Raw genomic sequence first — 15,420 nt, 5'->3', positions numbered from 1 at the left:
CGGGCGCAAAAACAACGTCTCACGAACTACCACTCGACCTGGAGCGTGTCCTCACATCCTCAGGTGTCTCCGTCGGTGCGCTCCTGTCGGTCGTTGTATCGCTCCAGTTCGCGCCCGATTTTCTCGAGCGCCTCGACACGTTCGAGGAGCTGGTGGGTGGCTCGCGCCAGCCGAAGTGTCTCCATCAGTGCTCCCCCTCCCGGGGCTCGATGAGGCCGTTGCTTTCTTCGGCGAGTTCCCGGATTACCCGTTCCACGTCAGCCTCTTCGGCAACCGTCCGATGTACGAGCGGGGCAGGATATGCCCGGTCGCCTTGGCTGCAGAGTACGACCAGCCACTCGTCGCTCCCATCCCCGAGTACGATGTAGTGGTCGCGATCAGCGCGCTGGAAGACCCGCCGGTCCGGGCGAGAGACGGTTCGCCAGTTCTCGGGGAGCGTCGGTGACGGCCGTCCACCGTCGGGGAGCGCGACGACGTCGTCGGTAAGGGTCGCCATCGCGGTGTCGATCTCCTCGCCGGTGAGGTGCCAGCACGCCGCTGCACCGTCGCACTCCAACTGTGAGACCACCTGATTCCGGAACGCGATGTAGTGCTCACGGGCGAACTGCTCGTCGTCGTAGTAGTCGAGCAGGAGTGCGCACGCGAGCTGGGCGGGCCCGCTACCGGTGTACCCCCACTCGAACCCGCTCGGACTGTGGTTGACGAGGTCCAGACTGCGCTCGAGGGAGAGTCGCCGATGCTCCGAGAGGTTCAGCACGACGGCTTGGCCGTCGACGCGGAAGCCGACGTATTCGACTGTGGCTTGGTGAGACTGAGCGGCCGATGCTACTGGAACCGATTCCGAACTTGCTACAGGTACATTCCCGTTCATTCGTTGCTCGCGGGCGGTTCGGTGACCCCCGCACCCCTCTCAGGGGTTCAACAAACAGGACGGCGTAGCGTTCACCAACGTATTTGGCAGTTCCAACGTACTGTCCACATAATTGAGGATGGCTGTACTGGACGATCTCTCTGGCTTCGAGTTCGAGGACGTGATGGAGGACGTGTTCCGGAACCTCGGCTACGAGAACGTCCGCCAGGCCGACCGCACGGCTGACGAGGGTCGCGACGTCATCATGGAGGAGGTCGTCGACGGCACGCGGCGTGCGATTATCGTCGAGTGCAAGCACACGGGGACGGTCGGGCGGCCGGTCGTCCAGAAGCTCCACTCGGCGATCGCGACGTTCGACTTCGACGGCCCGAAACGCGGAATGGTCGTCACGACCGGCCGGTTTACGAACCCTGCTCAGGAGTACGCAAACCGCCTCCAGCAGAACGACGACCCACACCCGATCGAGCTGCTCGATGGCGAGGACCTCCGGGAGATCGCCGACGAGATCGGCCTCGACCTCTACAACGGACGAATCGAGATTCTCTGCGACGAGACGCTCCGCCCGTACGACCCTGCCGCCGACGTCGACGCGCCGGTCACGGAGGCGTTCCGCGACATCGAGAACATCGAGGCTGCCGACCTGCCAGACCCACACTCATCGGTGACGTTCCGCCCGGTGGTCGCTGTCACCGCGGACACGAACGCCGTCTTCGAGACGTCGGTGGGCGTCATCCACCGGATCAACGACCGGACCCGATTCGTCGCCCACGCCGAACGCGGGCAGCCGCAGGTCGTCGATGAGGACGTCGGGACGCTGGTCACCGAGAATCTCCACGCGACGGTCGACCTCGATGCCGAGCAGTTCGGAGAGGTGTTCGACGACGTCGAGGAGCGGCGGTTCGGGCAGACGCAAACGGAGTACAAGGAGTGGGCCGTCGAGCGCCTCCAGCAGCATCACACGACGACGGTCACCTACACCGGCGACAACAACGTCACGTACAACAAGACCTGTGAGCCGAACCGCTCGGACATCTCTGTCCAGTCGATCGAACCAGTGTACCTCCCGGAAGTTCGGCACACTACCGACGTCCAGGAGTACACCTACCCCTACGAGTACTATGCGGCAGGCCCGTCGAGAGTGACCGCCGAGGACGGCATCCATCAGTGCGTCCACTGTGATACGAGTGGCGTCACCGAGATGTACACCTACTGTCCGAACTGCGGGGCCATCGCCTGCTCCAGCCACACCAAAACGGAGCGGCTGGAAGGCGAACCGGTCTGTACGGGCTGCGCGGTGACGGAACGGTTCGCATTGAAGACGAAGTACTTCTACGACGAGGAGAATCTCGAGGCCTTCCGCGAGGAGTACGCCGCGATGCCGATCCACGAGAAGGTGATGGAGAATAAGCTCCTCACTGCTGGTGGAGGAGTAATTACGGCTGTTCTACTACTGCTTGGCATCCTCGCACTTGGAGGTGTAATCTGAGTATCGAGGTGTCGAATTGGTTATCGCTCGGCCCAGGTCCGACGGTATCCAATAAAGTCTCGAGGATGTTGATGATCTCTCGCCCACTCTTTTGCTTCGCCAGGTGAGTCACACCGCTCAGCGGTTTCGCAGAGGGTACATTTCGCTGTTACCCGAATCACCATTACAGGATTTTCTGTTTCCGGCGGCTCATCCACGTAATCCATACTGGACCAATCGGACTTATCGATTAAAACGGGTATTGTTCTCTGTTGTCCTGGCAATGGTCTGCTCTGAGCGCAAACACCTGGTTCTGATACGACCCTTTGTTCCCCTGTCAATTTTATCGAGCAACGACTATTCTACAGGTATGCCTTCCAATCAGGTCGGAGATGAGTGGACCGTCGAGTGGATGACGCCCAAGCCGAACAGCGATGAATACCTCGATAACTTGGTGCTGAGCCCGGAACAAGCAGCTGAATACGGGGACGACCTCGTTATGGCTCTGCGTGTCGACGACGAGATCCTTCGAGAGCGGGGATTAGACCCTAAAGAACCGTTTGGCTGGAAAATCGAAAACGGTGAGCTACTGATGAAACAAATTTCTCGCCAAGCGTTTGAATGGGTCGCGGAAAGCGACCGAGAGGATTCACTCTATGCACAGCAGGTATTGGATTCTCGAGCTCGACGGCGGATTCGTAACTCTCAGTAGCAATCTGCAAATCATTCGTTCCGAAGAATCCTATACTGGGTGCTCCTTCTCTTCAGAACTCGAACCTTGGGAGTGTCCAATTAACGATTAGCTTGGTTGAGCTAGTAGTTCGTCGACGGCGGCCGAGAGCGGTCCTTCAAACTGCCAGCTAGCCCGATCGAAGGCTTCCTCGGTCGGACCATCCCAGCGCGGGAAGGCGGAGTGACCACTCACTTTGACGGTCCACTCGGACGGCTCCTCGAACGGATTCCGTGTCGGGAGTTCGACAACGTAGAGGTACTCTTCGTCGCCGTGGATGCCGTCGGCCGGATTCTCGACGCCGTGTCCGAGCAGAAACATCGGCTGGTTGAGGTGCTCCATATTGTCCGGGTCGAGGAGATCCGAGGGTTGGTCAGCGTGGATGCTCCGGTCACGCCCTTCGTCCACGTAGAGGGTCATCGTCGAGAGCGTGTCGAGGAACAGGAACTGGGCAGCGGCGTACGCAGCCCCGCGCTCTGTTCGTGTCTCGTCAAGCAGCTGCTTCAGCTGGTCCAGGTCATGGAGGACGCTATCGGGATATCCGTCCGAGTGGCGGTAGATTTGTGCGATGCGGTCGGTATCGGACTGTTCGCCTGCGGTCTCGCTCCGTTGGATGAATCGGAGTTGACTTCGTGTCGACATCGATCACCGCCGACGCGGGTGCGCCGGCACCCATCGCCGGCGCAGAAACAACCGTCAGGAAACCTTCTCTCCAGTCACCGCCTCTTCTCCTGCATAAGATTGAACGCCTGCCATTTTGCAATTCCTTCAATTGCCTCATCTATCGTTTTCGGTCCGTTCCATTGGCTACTGAGCGCCTGATTAAATTGGGCAAGGTGTGCGAGCGCATCTGTTCCGTCCTCTACTTCCTTCATCCACAGTGTCATCTCAGAGTCGCCCCGATAGTAATCCGCTGAGAGATCAAGATCTTCTAATCGAGGGTCCTCGTGAAGCTGCATTGTGGGGATAGATTCCTCGAATTCGAGGTCAATTTTCACGATTGCTTGAAATGAGGCCATATCCAATATTCGCTTGACTCGATAACTGATCCCCGTCCCGTGTTCACGCACTTCTACATCCTTAATCCGATATGATAGGGTGTCGTGTTCGAAATCGAGATCACTCTTCTGAGGGGACATATACATGTCAAATAGAAGGTCTTCGTAATCTGGGCGTAGTCTAATTTCCTGAGCCTGTTCGATCGTGAATAAGGGCAAAGAGAACTGTACACCACCAATTTGTTCGCGCAGATCCGATTCCATTGATTTTCTTCGCCGTAGTCGTTCTACAGCGCCTTCGGTTTGGACCATAAACGATGTGTGCAATTGGTAGAGTAAAAACAAACAGGCTTGGCGTATTTGCTAAGCTCTACGCTAGGTGCGCCACCTCGTTTGGTTCCTCGACGTCGTCGAATTCGCCGCGCTCGACAGGTTCCCAATCCTCACCTGGCTCCGGACTCCACCAGTCGACCTCGTAGGCGCCCGGTGCGCCGAAGATCTTCACGCGCGCCGACCCATCAGGCAGTCCGCGGCGCAGTTTCTCGTCGACGTGGAGGTTCCAGGTCGTGGTAGAATCGAAGCAGGCGAGCACGGCCTCCTCGTAGCCGCGTGTCTCGCGGGATTCTTGGAGTTCGACCTGGGTGTTGCAGTTCTTGCAGAACACCCCCTCGAAGGGGATGTGAGTGAAGACCTCCTGCCCGCAGACGGGACACCAGAGGAACTCGAATAGTGCCTCGCTGTGTCGGTCAAGTACTTCGAGGGTCATTGGTTGACTCACCCGGTCGTCCCGGGCCACCACCTCGTGCCCGGCCGAAAAACAGCGCCCAGCGCTCACTCACTCACTCACCGTTCGGGGCCGTAGACGATGCGTGAGGGGGCTTCGTATCCACAGTCGGGGCAGTCGTACCACCGCTGGACTTTCGCCCCGTCTGCTGCCTTCTCGCCGACGCGAACGTCGTTGTTCGGACACTCCGGGCAGCTGAGGTCCGGAGCCGGCCGCTCCCGGAGTTCGTCACGGAACGACGTCGCGTCCTTCGTCTCGTACCCCCGCGACCACACCGGATAGCCGTCGACGAGGATTGCCCCACGCCATTTGTACCGGTAGGAGTCCGGGGCTCGATGCAGGACGGCTCGCGCACCGGTCTCGGTGTTCCGATACGCAAGCGTCGGCGAGCGGCTCTGGCGTCGCCAGTTGGTGATGCGAGGCATTGGTTAGAAGTGGACGTCAGCGGGCACGATCCAGAGCTCTTCACTCTCCTCGAGGAGTCGATCCAGCTGTCCACGGTGACGAATGCCGGTTCCGTGTTCGGTGTACAGGAAGATTGTCGGGCCATCGTACGCACCGACCTGGTGGAAGGCGTGCCGGGCGAGGTCCTCGTCGCGCATGATCTCCTCGTCTGAGAGCTCGTCGATGGCCTCCTTCACCCGGTCGAGATTCCGCTCGAATTCCTCCTTCGTCGCCTCCCAACCACGCTCGAGCAGGTCTTCGCCGTCATCAGAGTCGACGGGGGCTGCAGTCGGCAACTCTCCCCATCGCGCCTTCCCCGCAACGGACGTGTCCTCCTCATCGAACGTGACGTAGTAGTCGAAGACGGCGCCGGCGTGTGGGTCAGCGCCGACCAGGCGGTCGAACACCGACTTTCCGGTGGCCAGGGCGTCGTCGTGCGTCGATGCCTCTACGAGGGCGTAAATCACCATATGCATCTCGAACACCTCGAAACGCCGACGCACCGGGAATCGTTGCTCGCTCCAGCTGCGCCGGCACCCATCGCCGGCGCTCGAAAAACTCTCCTCGTGACGGCGGATTCTCAGGATTCGTCCGCTCGTTCGACAGTGATGGTCAGGTCGCCCGACGCGTAATCTGCCTCGAAGTCGACCGCGAACGCGTCCGCCTCGTAGGCGGCGTGGTAGGCGCGGTGCCGTTCGAGCGAGCCTGTCGCCTTGAAGTGGAAGAACGCGGCCGCCGTGTAGGGCTTGCTCTGTGTTTCGACCTGCGACTCGACGGATGCGGGGAGCGCGATCTGGGGCGTCTCCGTGTCGATACTCGCAGCGAACTCCTTCGCTTCCTCGACTGTCGTTCGCGAATGTGCCGGTGATACGCCGGTCAGCACGTTCACCGGGGTTTCCGTCTCGTCGGTGAACAGGACGTCTTCGAAGGTGTGTGTCCCGAGGATCGTCTCGGGATCCAACTCGCAGTCGTGAAACGGGTCGTCCTCTGATGTCATCGAATCATGAGCCTACGGCGGGGCTCACCCATTCCGACCCTGAAAAACAGCAGCTGCCACGAAGCAGATCGAACTAGGAGTGGTTCAAGCTCGCCTTCTCGAAGGGTGATTCTCCGGTCGGAATGAGCAGCTCCTGTCGGTCTCCGACTCGCTCGGCCAGCTTCCGTTTCAGGTACTGTCTCGCCGTCGACGGCGTGAAGACGCCCTTGTCGAGCATATCGCCAACGACGTCTTTGAGGGCCGCGAACTGTCCATGTAGGTGGCCGTCGCCCACCGGCTCGCCGTCGTACCAGCGCACCGTCGCGAGCGCCCCGTTCCCGACCGACTCTCCCTGTTCGACCGTCTCCGAGTCGTACTGGAGCCCGAACCACAGCGTCCGATAGGCGGTCACCTCGAACGTCGTCGACACCACGAAGAACGCCTCATGGTGGAGGTAGTCGAGATGGTCAGCGACGATCTCGTCGAGGGTGAGCCCGGTGGCGCGGGGCTTCGGTTCGACAACCGTCGACGGTCGATCCTCGCCGGCGAGGTCGCCGTCGACGGCTTCTGCCTCGAGGCCATCGGCAAGCTCTGCGAGGAGCTGTTTCGCCCACTTGGAGTCGGTGTCGTCGCCACCGAACGGCGATTCAGCCGAAATTCGGTGCGTGAGCTTGAGGTTCGCTGCGCCCCAATGGCTGTAGTGGAGCGTGTACTGTCCGTCTGTGCGTTCGTACGCAACGAGCGCGCGGTGTCCCATCGAGCAATCACCTCACGGGGCGACCGCGACTGGATCGCCCCGCACCCCTCTCGGGGGACGAACAACGCTACTCGTCGATCGGGACGGGGGAACTGAGGTCCGCGTGGAGGACTTGGCCGTCGCGAACGACGTACCGCTTCGCCAGCACGGGGAAGCGGCACTTGGTGAATCCTGCCGTCTGAATATCGAGTTCCTCGTCCGCTTCGAGGTGGTTGGCGAGTTCTCGCAAGAACTCGTGGGTCACGATCCCGCCCTCGTAGTCCGGGAGGCCGTTCTCCCGCGCCTCGTACACCTCGAAGTCGTCGTATCCCCAGATGGTGAGCTCTCCGTCTTCGGTTACCTCCCAGTCGAGCGTCCCGAAGCAGTAGCTCTCACAGAGCTCGCGGACTGCCTGTGGATCCGATACGATCGCGCCGGTCGACGTCGTCGCAGCTTGCAGTGTCGCCATGTCTGGACTTCACGGGGTCGCCCCCGCACCCCTGTCGGGGGCGATAAACCGACGCGAGAGGTGCCTCCCGAGGTGTGGCCGACGACGCCATTTAGGAGTCTGCGTGGGCGTCCGCCCCGGCTCCGTCGCCCGGCCGCGTGAGAAGGCTCACCTCTTCCAGGAGATTTCTCGCGGTCTCGACTCGCTCTCGATCCGCATCGTCCAATCGGTCGACGTCGAGTCGGTTGAGATTGCTGAGTATACGATGCATCCGGTAGCCCTGTTTGAACTCTTGCTCCATCGGAAGCGCCTCACCGCTCGCCGGCGCGGAAAGACTCCCCATCGAGACTGGCGTCGGACTTGCAGGAGATCCTAGTCTTAACCAACGAACATCGACGGTGCTCGCAGGATGTTGGTTAATCGACGCTCAGCACTGGGGCTACTCGAGATTGGGGCCGTAGCGAGCCGAGCCACACACCCGGCATTCCCAGATCGGTTGCCCCGTCCACGCCGCATCCGGAACCGACTCGTGGCTCTTGAACCGATGGTCGGTCGCCCGTCCACAGGTTTGACAGTCGAGTTCCTGAGTCGTCGGTACCGACGACACCTGGCGATCAGCCGCAGCCTCGCCTCTGGATTCGGTTAGCGCCATCGCTGGAACCAGCCACACCGCGTCGTCGGCGTCGTCGAGGACCGCGTCGAGACGCGACGCGTCGCGGATGCCGTTCCCACGCTGGTCGTAGAGCCGCGTCGGGACCTGCTCCTGACGCTCCGACGCTTCCTGCCCGTGCCACCCAGTCCGGTCACGGGCGGCTCTGAGAAGCCGCTCTCCCTCCTCTGACGACACCTGTACCGCGTCGGGGAGTGAGGGCCATTGCTCGGCCAGCTGGCGCGCCGGCGCCTCGTCGAGATCGTAGATGAGCGTGTAGTCGTCGACGGCCGACTCAGCCTCGTTGGCGGAGAGGAGGTTTGCCGCCGCGCCGCCCTTCGCGACGGCGCCGTAGAACGTGGTCGACTCGACGACTAGGTGGACGATGCCGAGGAACGTCGTCAACGCTGTCTCGTTCGTGCTAGTGGCGTCACTCCCGAGATGGTTAGTGAGACAGAATCGGCATTTCGTCTGGCCGTCTGGGACTGACGCCCCACACGACTTGCACTCGCCGTCGGTTACCGTCGGCGCATCAGGGTAGCCACCAGAGCTCGTCGCGTCGCGTTGCCGCCGGGGGGCACCCTCACAGCCGTCGTCCAGCCTCGTGTCCGGAATGTGGGACGCCTCGCCGGTCGGCCGCAGTTCCTCAAAGTCGGAGTAACGACCGTTCATAGAGCAGTCTACAGAGAACATGGCTCGTCTTCGTGTTTAAATCGTAGCGTGGATAGACCGATGTGCAGTACAGACGGAGAGACAGTAATCTGCCTCAGGCGACCTGTTCCTCCAACGTATCCCAGTGTGCCCGGACGGTCGCCTTCGAGGCGTTCGCCACGTCCGCGGCCTCGGATTGCGTCAACCATCGGCCCTCGTCGCGACCGGCCTTGTAGAGGCAGGCCGCGGCGAACCCGGCCGGATGAACGCCCGTCGTGACGCCGCGCTCCTCGGCCTGCTCCGCGAGGGTTCGGGCCCGCTGTCGGATCTCGTCCGGACACTCGAGGTCCGAAGCGAGTCGCGGCACGAACATGCTGGGGGAGACGGGCTCAGCGGGGAGCCCCAGCTCTTCGTTTAGCGTTTTGTACGCGTTCGTGACTCGTGACTCTGCGACGCGGGCCATCTCGCTGACGTCGTCCACTAACCGCGAGCGGCCGTTGCACCGGCAGGCCCCGTAGACGCTGGCCGCGGCGATGGCCTCAATGGATCTGCCACGAAGCAGATCCTCGTTCTGAGCGCTCCGGAAGAGCTGACACGCCTGGTCACGGACCGAATCGGAGAGTTCGAGGGCACTTGCCAACCGACGCACCTCGCCCAGCCCGTGGGCGAGATTTCGTTCCGCTTTCGACCGCCAGCGACCACGTGTCTGCTCTCGACGCATCCGCGCGAGTCGCCGTCGCTTCTGCCCAGAGATCTCGTTCCCCTTCGCGTCGGTGCCGCGACCGATCTCCGTCGACAGGCCGCGATCGTGGCGGGCCGCAGTAAGTGGGGCGCCCGTTCGCCCCCGCTCCTCGTCGTCGTCCGCCCGCCACTCCGGCCCGTGATCGATGCGCTGTTCGTCGACGACCAGGCCACAGTCCTCGCAGACCGTTTCGACCGCGTTCGTGGTGACCCGACCGTCGCACTCGGGACACTGGTTCGCACTCGATTCCGTTCGGACGTCTTCGTCGAATCCGCTCTCGTAGATGTCTCTGGTTGCCATCGTTCTCACCGTGTTTCGGGAACTCGCCAGTACAGCGAGCCCCTCGCCCATTAAGGGGCAAATAGAAAGCACTCCAGTAGGAATCTCAGCTTCTTGACTGGGTGTGATTACGAACTACGAGTTCAAGACAATAACCACGCCAACCTCGAAAAGTCAACCAAGATGTATTTCAATTATAGTAACCGCTGTCCATCTCTCCACTCCATTCCCCTCCCTCAAGGGTGTATACTGCCCTGATTTGACTTTGACCCATCCCGGTTCCTGTAGCAGCGTCGGTAAGTAATCGCTTTTCTCCTTGTATAATCCAGACTAAGGAGAGGCCTTCTTCCTCTAATTCTCCTATCACTCTCTCATCTGCTGCTAACATCGAGAGCGAGTTCACTCTGTCAATCAACCCTTCCGAAGTCGAAACATCTGCTATACGTACCGGGTCAGAGCCTTTTTGGGCAAATTCCTTAGTATCAACAACCCATTCGAGGTCGAGTAATTTCGCAAGTGGTGGGGAGGGGGCATAGGTTCCATATTTCTCATCTACAGTACAGTCATATTCTGACTCCCAAAGCAAATCGACAGTCGTATCGGTCGTAGAAATCGGTGCACCTCGAATCGGATTCCTATCTTCCTCCCAGCCATCATCCACCGAAGGATGCCACGGATACTCCGCCCAGAACGTCTGAGTGAATGTACCCAAATGGAACGGAGTACTTTCAAGCTCGTCACTAATAACCCAGTTTTCCTGAAGCCAAGACACTAAGCCCTTTTTCATCTCAGAATCCACAACGACAGTGTCAATCCGGGCAAACACATCCCTCTCAAGCCTGGAATCCTCTCCTTCATCTGCTCTCCACTTATAGACACTATGCAGAGGCAGCCATTTCTCACCATTTACAGAGATATCCAACAGCGAAACCAAGTCAGGGAATTCCTCATGGTCTGTGATCCATTCCTCTAAGCCAACCTCATCTATGCAACAATCATACTCAACAGGCTCATCTAATGAAACCTCAGAACGGGCCTTAGGATTTAGTACTGAAGGATCGATATCACGATCAAACTGCGTCCAAGGGCCGCTATAAGACCTTTCTACAGTTGAATCAGAGAAGTCGCAGTTATCGGTTATCCAGGACACTAATTCGTGATATGCAATCCACTGGTATTTTTTGCTGAACCTCTCTGGCTTCCTATTTGACATTCTCCCTGTGTAGGTTCGACTCACAAAGTCGTCAAACGAACCAAATAGATCGGGCCTCCATCCCAGGTCGAACACCCGCTTAGTTATCCAACGAAGGGCCTTGTCCCCAGAAAAGTCGTAACCGTGGATATTAGAAGGACTGTGGTTGGTCCCAACAATGTACCGTGCGAAATCACTGTGTCCACGTCCTTCAAAATCAGATCCAACTAGCCCCCACCAGAACCGGGTATTCAAATCCGTATCAGAGTCTTTTAGGACGCTCTCAACTTGCTCACGAAGCGTATCTGGAGAGGGAACATCGATAGAGAACGAACTGTCATAGGGAGGCCTCACTTCCTCCAAATTGACATCGTAACTGTCGTCGACATTGTGAATCAGCTCGATAATCCCTCTGGCATAATCTCTTGTAAGCTGGTGAGGCGTAGGATCGTTATCCTCAAACTCAATTTCGTAAACGGTGTCGGCAACTTCAGCAACCGATTCATCTTGTTTATGTCGGAGAACTCCCCCGTAGGCTGCTGCATAGACCCGTTCCAAGATGTAAGGATCAGTAACATCCTGGAAACGCTCGATCAATTCACTGTAAATTTCAAGATCAGAGTCTATGATATTGACTATAGCCTTTGTCGATTGGTCTCTAACATGTCTATTTGGACAGCAAAGGAACCAGGAGAGGGTTATCGACATTAAGCGCTTCAGTTCATACGACTCCACTGGCCTGTTTTCCAAAGAGAATCCCCAGTTGACTAATCGATATACTTCTGATGTGTCTTCTCTCCACTCTTCATGCAGAAAGTTGGACCAGTTAAAATCGCGTCTGAACACTTCCTTGTCTCTGTGAACGTCATCAAGGTATTCAGCATTCAGCGGATGTTCTGAACTAGTAGATAATGTAAGCAGAACTCTCCAGAGCTCATGGAGATCCTCAAGAGACTCCAATTCCCCCCACAGATAATCCTCAATTCCCTCACCCAATTCTCCACCACTATCCGTCAGCGTTTCCGGATTCCGCCAAGCCAAGCTCTTAATAAAGGAGTTAAGAATATCATCCGACTCTACAAAATCAAATACTTCGACATCTTCCTGCTCAGGGAGATGAATAGCCAAGGCTTGGATCAACCCAGCGTACCGCTCCGGATTCTCAAACACCTCTTGTAACTCCTCTGTCTCTGAGAGATCTTCCTCAATATCATCGCCCACATAGATTTCCAGATATTGTTGAGCTATTTTGTGGTCGGCAAATTTATCGTAGGAGAATCGAACCGCCTCATCCGTGTCCTCCTCAAAAGTAACTACCTCTGAGATAACCCCCTCACTCAGAATATTTCTATACAGGCTCTTTGAGTAAGACCTCCTTGGTAGGAACTCGTCTACGATATCTTTGGCCTCATTCTTGGGAAGCCTCTTTGTGCCCCCTCCATTTTTAGCCATCTCACGCGCCAGGGCCTCTACCGCCCTCTTTACTTTATTATCGCTGGGATCGTAATCTAAACGCGGGTGAAGACGGTTATGAACTCCGTTGATGTATCCCTCAAAGATTTCGCTGATACCCTCCGGGCCGTGTGATACACGGCTTTGCCCCCGACTCTCTAAGTTTTCACAGAACAATTTCAAGAACAACGGTATCTGGAATTCTCGCCGGAGAACTGGTACCGATTGGTGCTCGATTCCGTGTTCATCGAAGAATTTTCTGACGGCCTCATACTCTACGTTATTGAACCCGTAGTGCCGTGTATCTACAAATTGGTCATCGATACTATCGGGGAAGATGAGGTCTTCATAACCGGTTCGACAACTAACGCACAATCCGATATGCGGGTAGTTATCTAATTTACTCAGAATCCCTGGTAACCGCCGATTCCACATTCTGGGGTCAGAGCTTTCATTCAGTGCATCTACCATCAATAGCGATCGAACACCGCGAGACTCGCCGAACGAATCCAACGCTCCCAAGAACTCCTCAGGCGTACAATCTAGACCAATTCGCTCAATCATCTGAGTCCAGATATCTCGGTCTCTGAAGTTCTCAGCAAGGAGAAGAATCGTTGGATAGCCATCTTCCATCCTATTCTTAGCAACGTTGCAAAGGAGATGGGTTTTTCCTACACCCGCATCCCCGAGCACCTTCAAAACAGAATCTTCAGCAGCTTGAAGATTATTGCTGTCGAGATACCCCTTCAAATCGGCAACGGCGCCTCGAAGTTGCCTGAAATCATACATTGCTGACCTCCCCAGGCCTTCTGTCTCACTCTTCTCTTCATCTGTTTCTTCCTTGAGTGCTCGGAGCTGCGGTGCTAATTCTCGTATTGCATTCTCTGCTTTCTCCCCGTTTTCACGTAGCTCCGTTAATGGAATATCCTCAGAAATTTGTTCAATATCCTCAAGCAGATCAGGTAGGTTTTCTATTGCCTGACGAAGATTTAGCGTGGCGTCTTTATCGACTTCCTCCAAGATTTCAAGCCGTCTTTCCGTAAACAGCTTACTGGCCTTCTCGTCCAAATCATCAAGTAATTCATTCACCTTCTCCTCGAATGTCGGCGTCCTTCCTAGAGGTTCAAAAATATCCGCATTACCGGTATCTACGTGAAGTTCTGGACTATAGCGGTCTTTGGCATTAGAAATAGACACATCCATTTGATCCTGGAGCTTTGTATCAGTAAGATAGTCTGAATTAAACCAGAAATAGATTCTACCTTTGTGTTTATCTTGGCTAAGAAATGTTAGAAGTTCTGAATGCCCCCAGAAAACAAACTCCACATCCATACCCTCTTCCTCAGCCCATTTCTCCCACTTTTCCTTCCGATCATTCCATTTCTCTAGGGCAGTTTTGATGCCCTCCCTCGGACTATGAGGTCTATCACAGGGAACGCAGACAAAGTAGCGACTTAGATTAGGGTAGTTTTCCAGGGCTTGTTTCACAGAGCTGTCGATCTGAGACAGGCTCTCGTTGTTTATCCTATCAACATATTTGGCTTGCCAACCCCATATTTCCCCTTCTGGGGATTCACACTTACACTCAATTCCTGCGTCAGGGTCGCCAATACGCGTATATTTCCAGGATGCCGGGATTTCTTCGTACTTATGAGCAACTTGGCTGCATAACTCCTCGAAACCTTTTCTCCGAGAGTCCTCAATGGGCCTAATGTTTCCAAAATCGACAGATACACTCATTGATTACCCTCTCATCAGGGAGCCATATCTAATCTATGGTGTTACTCCCTCCCAACCGCTGTTCAATCACTTTCCCATTTAGACGGCCGCTGGCTGCAAGATTTACTGAGTATCGATCTGAAGCGGTGAGAGTCGTTTCCAGAGATGGTGGTGCTTGACACACACCGTAATGAGATCGTCGAATCGGTTGGCCCGGTGCGTGAGGTTGTGGCTGCGCGCGCAGCGAAGCGAGCACGGAGCGGAGGGTGGGGCGGCGGGGTCAGGGCCGGTCCGGCACACATCAAAAAAGGAGGGCGTCGCGCTCGCCTACTCTTCCCACCACCGACCGCGCTCTGGGAATTCGATCCTGCTCCAGCCCGTGATGGCGATACTGCACCGCCCCTGGTACCAGTTCTTCTTGGCGGCCCGGAACCGGACCGTCTCACCTTCGCTCACGACCGTCTTCCGAGAGGCCTCCCAGATGGTGAACTTGATCTTCCCACTGTCGTCTTCGATTAACCCGACCTGAGAAATTGACGTGTCACTCGGATCCCAGAGCTGGCTAACTGTGCCTTCGACCGTCACCTCACCGACCGGGACGTCCGGCACGTCCGCGATGGGCACGATCGCCCCCGGCGCCGCCTTCAGTTCCTCGAGGGTCTCCAGCACCGCCTTCGTGACGTCCCGACCGCGCTGCACCTTCTCGGCCAACTGCTTCGCGACGACCGCTCTCGACCAGCCGCCCTTCACTTCGTCGCTGATCCGCATGGCTTGCTCGTTGACCTCCGCGAGTTCCTCTTGCGTCAGCTTCTCTCGGGGATCCGTGCGCTCCGCCGGCGCCGGCTCGTCACGACCACACTGCTCGCTGACGACCTCTCGCGTGCGCTGCTCACGACCGTGCTGCGTTCCCAGCTCGGCTTGGGCACTGATGCGCTCCAGTTCGGCTTCCCGCGCCCGAATGCGCTCTTCCTGTTCGAGGGTGACGCCGTGAATCCGGTCTTTGCTCGTGTCCGCGATCCCTTCCGGGTGGTTTGCATCCACCTTCGCCTGCGTCTCCTGCTCGACCGCGGCCTCGAACTCCGGCGTCTTGTCGACGACCGGGAAGCCGTCTTCATCGACTGCCTGACCGCCCGCTTTCTCGAATGCCTGTTCATCGACCGAAACGACCTTTCCGCTAGCGTTGTTACTAGACATTGGAATCGACCTGATTCCGAAGGCGCTCACGCGCCGACTCCGCGATGCTCCTACATCGCGGTTTTCCGACGACAACGACCGACAGAACCA

Annotated in this window: 17 protein-coding genes; 2 read left to right on the top strand and 15 right to left on the bottom strand. The window is 57.4% G+C overall.

The window, feature by feature from the left end; genetic code table 11:
• Positions 1-59: 59 nt before the first annotated feature.
• On the bottom strand, positions 60-185 hold the full coding sequence (locus NBT82_RS20090; protein WP_256476704.1) for a hypothetical protein: 126 nt from the start codon (positions 183-185) through the stop codon (positions 60-62).
• Positions 185-871 (bottom strand): DUF6166 domain-containing protein, encoded by a 687-nt coding sequence (locus NBT82_RS18695; protein WP_251331382.1) that lies wholly within the window; start codon positions 869-871, stop codon positions 185-187. The genes NBT82_RS20090 and NBT82_RS18695 overlap by 1 nt, the downstream gene beginning before the upstream one ends.
• 118 nt (positions 872-989) lie before the next feature.
• Here NBT82_RS18695 and NBT82_RS18690 point away from each other — a divergent pair, with 118 nt between their 5' ends.
• Positions 990-2,357 carry a restriction endonuclease gene (locus NBT82_RS18690; RefSeq protein ID WP_251331477.1) on the top strand — a complete coding sequence of 456 codons (1,368 nt, stop codon included), beginning with the start codon at positions 990-992 and terminating at the stop codon, positions 2,355-2,357.
• A 349-nt stretch (positions 2,358-2,706) separates the two neighbouring features.
• The gene (locus tag NBT82_RS18685) at positions 2,707-3,048 is read left to right on the top strand and encodes a hypothetical protein (RefSeq protein ID WP_008458758.1); all 342 of its coding nucleotides are present in this window, start codon (positions 2,707-2,709) and stop codon (positions 3,046-3,048) included.
• Between the two features lie 87 nt (positions 3,049-3,135).
• On the opposite strand, the gene NBT82_RS18680 is transcribed toward NBT82_RS18685, so the two are convergent.
• From NBT82_RS18680 to NBT82_RS18620, 13 genes are all read right to left on the bottom strand, one after another.
• On the bottom strand, positions 3,136-3,708 hold the full coding sequence (locus NBT82_RS18680) for a hypothetical protein (RefSeq protein ID WP_251331476.1): 573 nt from the start codon (positions 3,706-3,708) through the stop codon (positions 3,136-3,138).
• Between the two features lie 74 nt (positions 3,709-3,782).
• The gene (locus tag NBT82_RS18675; RefSeq protein WP_251331475.1) at positions 3,783-4,376 is read right to left on the bottom strand and encodes a hypothetical protein; all 594 of its coding nucleotides are present in this window, start codon (positions 4,374-4,376) and stop codon (positions 3,783-3,785) included.
• 58 nt (positions 4,377-4,434) lie between these two features.
• Positions 4,435-4,830, bottom strand: a complete 396-nt coding sequence (locus NBT82_RS18670) for a DUF7567 family protein (protein WP_058567078.1) — start codon at positions 4,828-4,830, stop codon at positions 4,435-4,437.
• 77 nt (positions 4,831-4,907) lie between these two features.
• Positions 4,908-5,273, bottom strand: a complete 366-nt coding sequence (locus NBT82_RS18665) for a DUF7568 family protein (protein WP_251331474.1) — start codon at positions 5,271-5,273, stop codon at positions 4,908-4,910.
• A 3-nt stretch (positions 5,274-5,276) separates the two neighbouring features.
• Positions 5,277-5,768, bottom strand: coding sequence for a DUF7995 family protein (locus NBT82_RS18660; RefSeq protein WP_251331473.1), 492 nt, complete (start codon positions 5,766-5,768; stop codon positions 5,277-5,279).
• 104 nt (positions 5,769-5,872) lie between these two features.
• Positions 5,873-6,289 carry a DUF8025 family protein gene (locus NBT82_RS18655; RefSeq protein WP_251331472.1) on the bottom strand — a complete coding sequence of 139 codons (417 nt, stop codon included), beginning with the start codon at positions 6,287-6,289 and terminating at the stop codon, positions 5,873-5,875.
• 73 nt (positions 6,290-6,362) lie between these two features.
• Positions 6,363-7,025: a DUF6735 family protein gene (locus NBT82_RS18650; RefSeq protein WP_251331471.1), complete on the bottom strand. Its 663-nt coding sequence runs from the start codon at positions 7,023-7,025 to the stop codon at positions 6,363-6,365.
• 67 nt (positions 7,026-7,092) lie between these two features.
• A complete protein-coding gene (locus NBT82_RS18645) occupies positions 7,093-7,473 on the bottom strand; it encodes a hypothetical protein (RefSeq protein ID WP_251331470.1) in 381 nt (126 codons plus the stop codon).
• Between the two features lie 91 nt (positions 7,474-7,564).
• The gene (locus NBT82_RS18640; protein ID WP_137711694.1) at positions 7,565-7,753 is read right to left on the bottom strand and encodes a DUF8012 family protein; all 189 of its coding nucleotides are present in this window, start codon (positions 7,751-7,753) and stop codon (positions 7,565-7,567) included.
• Between the two features lie 138 nt (positions 7,754-7,891).
• Positions 7,892-8,773, bottom strand: a complete 882-nt coding sequence (locus tag NBT82_RS18635; RefSeq protein ID WP_251331469.1) for a biosurfactant protein 1 — start codon at positions 8,771-8,773, stop codon at positions 7,892-7,894.
• Positions 8,774-8,867: 94 nt separating this feature from the next.
• Entirely contained in the window at positions 8,868-9,794 is a 927-nt protein-coding gene (locus NBT82_RS18630; protein WP_251331468.1) for a transcription initiation factor IIB, read from the bottom strand.
• A gap of 169 nt (positions 9,795-9,963) precedes the next feature.
• Entirely contained in the window at positions 9,964-14,157 is a 4,194-nt protein-coding gene (locus NBT82_RS18625; protein WP_251331467.1) for an NACHT domain-containing protein, read from the bottom strand.
• 306 nt (positions 14,158-14,463) lie between these two features.
• Positions 14,464-15,330, bottom strand: a complete 867-nt coding sequence (locus tag NBT82_RS18620; protein ID WP_251331466.1) for a DNA-binding protein — start codon at positions 15,328-15,330, stop codon at positions 14,464-14,466.
• Between the last annotated feature and the right edge of the window lie 90 nt (positions 15,331-15,420).

The sequence above is a fragment of the Haloplanus sp. HW8-1 genome, from assembly GCF_023703795.1.
Classification (GTDB): Archaea; Halobacteriota; Halobacteria; order Halobacteriales; family Haloferacaceae; genus Haloplanus; species Haloplanus pelagicus.
Note: the sequence above shows the minus strand (reverse complement) of the source record. Positions and strands in the feature narration are given on the sequence as shown.

Coding starts and splice junctions, on each gene's coding strand:
- NBT82_RS20090 (WP_256476704.1), bottom strand. CDS start 185: ATGGAGACACTTCGGCTGGCGCGAGCCACCCACCAGCTCCTCGAACGT.
- NBT82_RS18695 (WP_251331382.1), bottom strand. CDS start 871: ATGAACGGGAATGTACCTGTAGCAAGTTCGGAATCGGTTCCAGTAGCA.
- NBT82_RS18690 (WP_251331477.1), top strand. CDS start 990: ATGGCTGTACTGGACGATCTCTCTGGCTTCGAGTTCGAGGACGTGATG.
- NBT82_RS18685 (WP_008458758.1), top strand. CDS start 2,707: ATGCCTTCCAATCAGGTCGGAGATGAGTGGACCGTCGAGTGGATGACG.
- NBT82_RS18680 (WP_251331476.1), bottom strand. CDS start 3,708: ATGTCGACACGAAGTCAACTCCGATTCATCCAACGGAGCGAGACCGCA.
- NBT82_RS18675 (WP_251331475.1), bottom strand. CDS start 4,376: ATGGTCCAAACCGAAGGCGCTGTAGAACGACTACGGCGAAGAAAATCA.
- NBT82_RS18670 (WP_058567078.1), bottom strand. CDS start 4,830: ATGACCCTCGAAGTACTTGACCGACACAGCGAGGCACTATTCGAGTTC.
- NBT82_RS18665 (WP_251331474.1), bottom strand. CDS start 5,273: ATGCCTCGCATCACCAACTGGCGACGCCAGAGCCGCTCGCCGACGCTT.
- NBT82_RS18660 (WP_251331473.1), bottom strand. CDS start 5,768: ATGCATATGGTGATTTACGCCCTCGTAGAGGCATCGACGCACGACGAC.
- NBT82_RS18655 (WP_251331472.1), bottom strand. CDS start 6,289: ATGACATCAGAGGACGACCCGTTTCACGACTGCGAGTTGGATCCCGAG.
- NBT82_RS18650 (WP_251331471.1), bottom strand. CDS start 7,025: ATGGGACACCGCGCGCTCGTTGCGTACGAACGCACAGACGGACAGTAC.
- NBT82_RS18645 (WP_251331470.1), bottom strand. CDS start 7,473: ATGGCGACACTGCAAGCTGCGACGACGTCGACCGGCGCGATCGTATCG.
- NBT82_RS18640 (WP_137711694.1), bottom strand. CDS start 7,753: ATGGAGCAAGAGTTCAAACAGGGCTACCGGATGCATCGTATACTCAGC.
- NBT82_RS18635 (WP_251331469.1), bottom strand. CDS start 8,773: ATGAACGGTCGTTACTCCGACTTTGAGGAACTGCGGCCGACCGGCGAG.
- NBT82_RS18630 (WP_251331468.1), bottom strand. CDS start 9,794: ATGGCAACCAGAGACATCTACGAGAGCGGATTCGACGAAGACGTCCGA.
- NBT82_RS18625 (WP_251331467.1), bottom strand. CDS start 14,157: ATGAGTGTATCTGTCGATTTTGGAAACATTAGGCCCATTGAGGACTCT.
- NBT82_RS18620 (WP_251331466.1), bottom strand. CDS start 15,330: ATGTCTAGTAACAACGCTAGCGGAAAGGTCGTTTCGGTCGATGAACAG.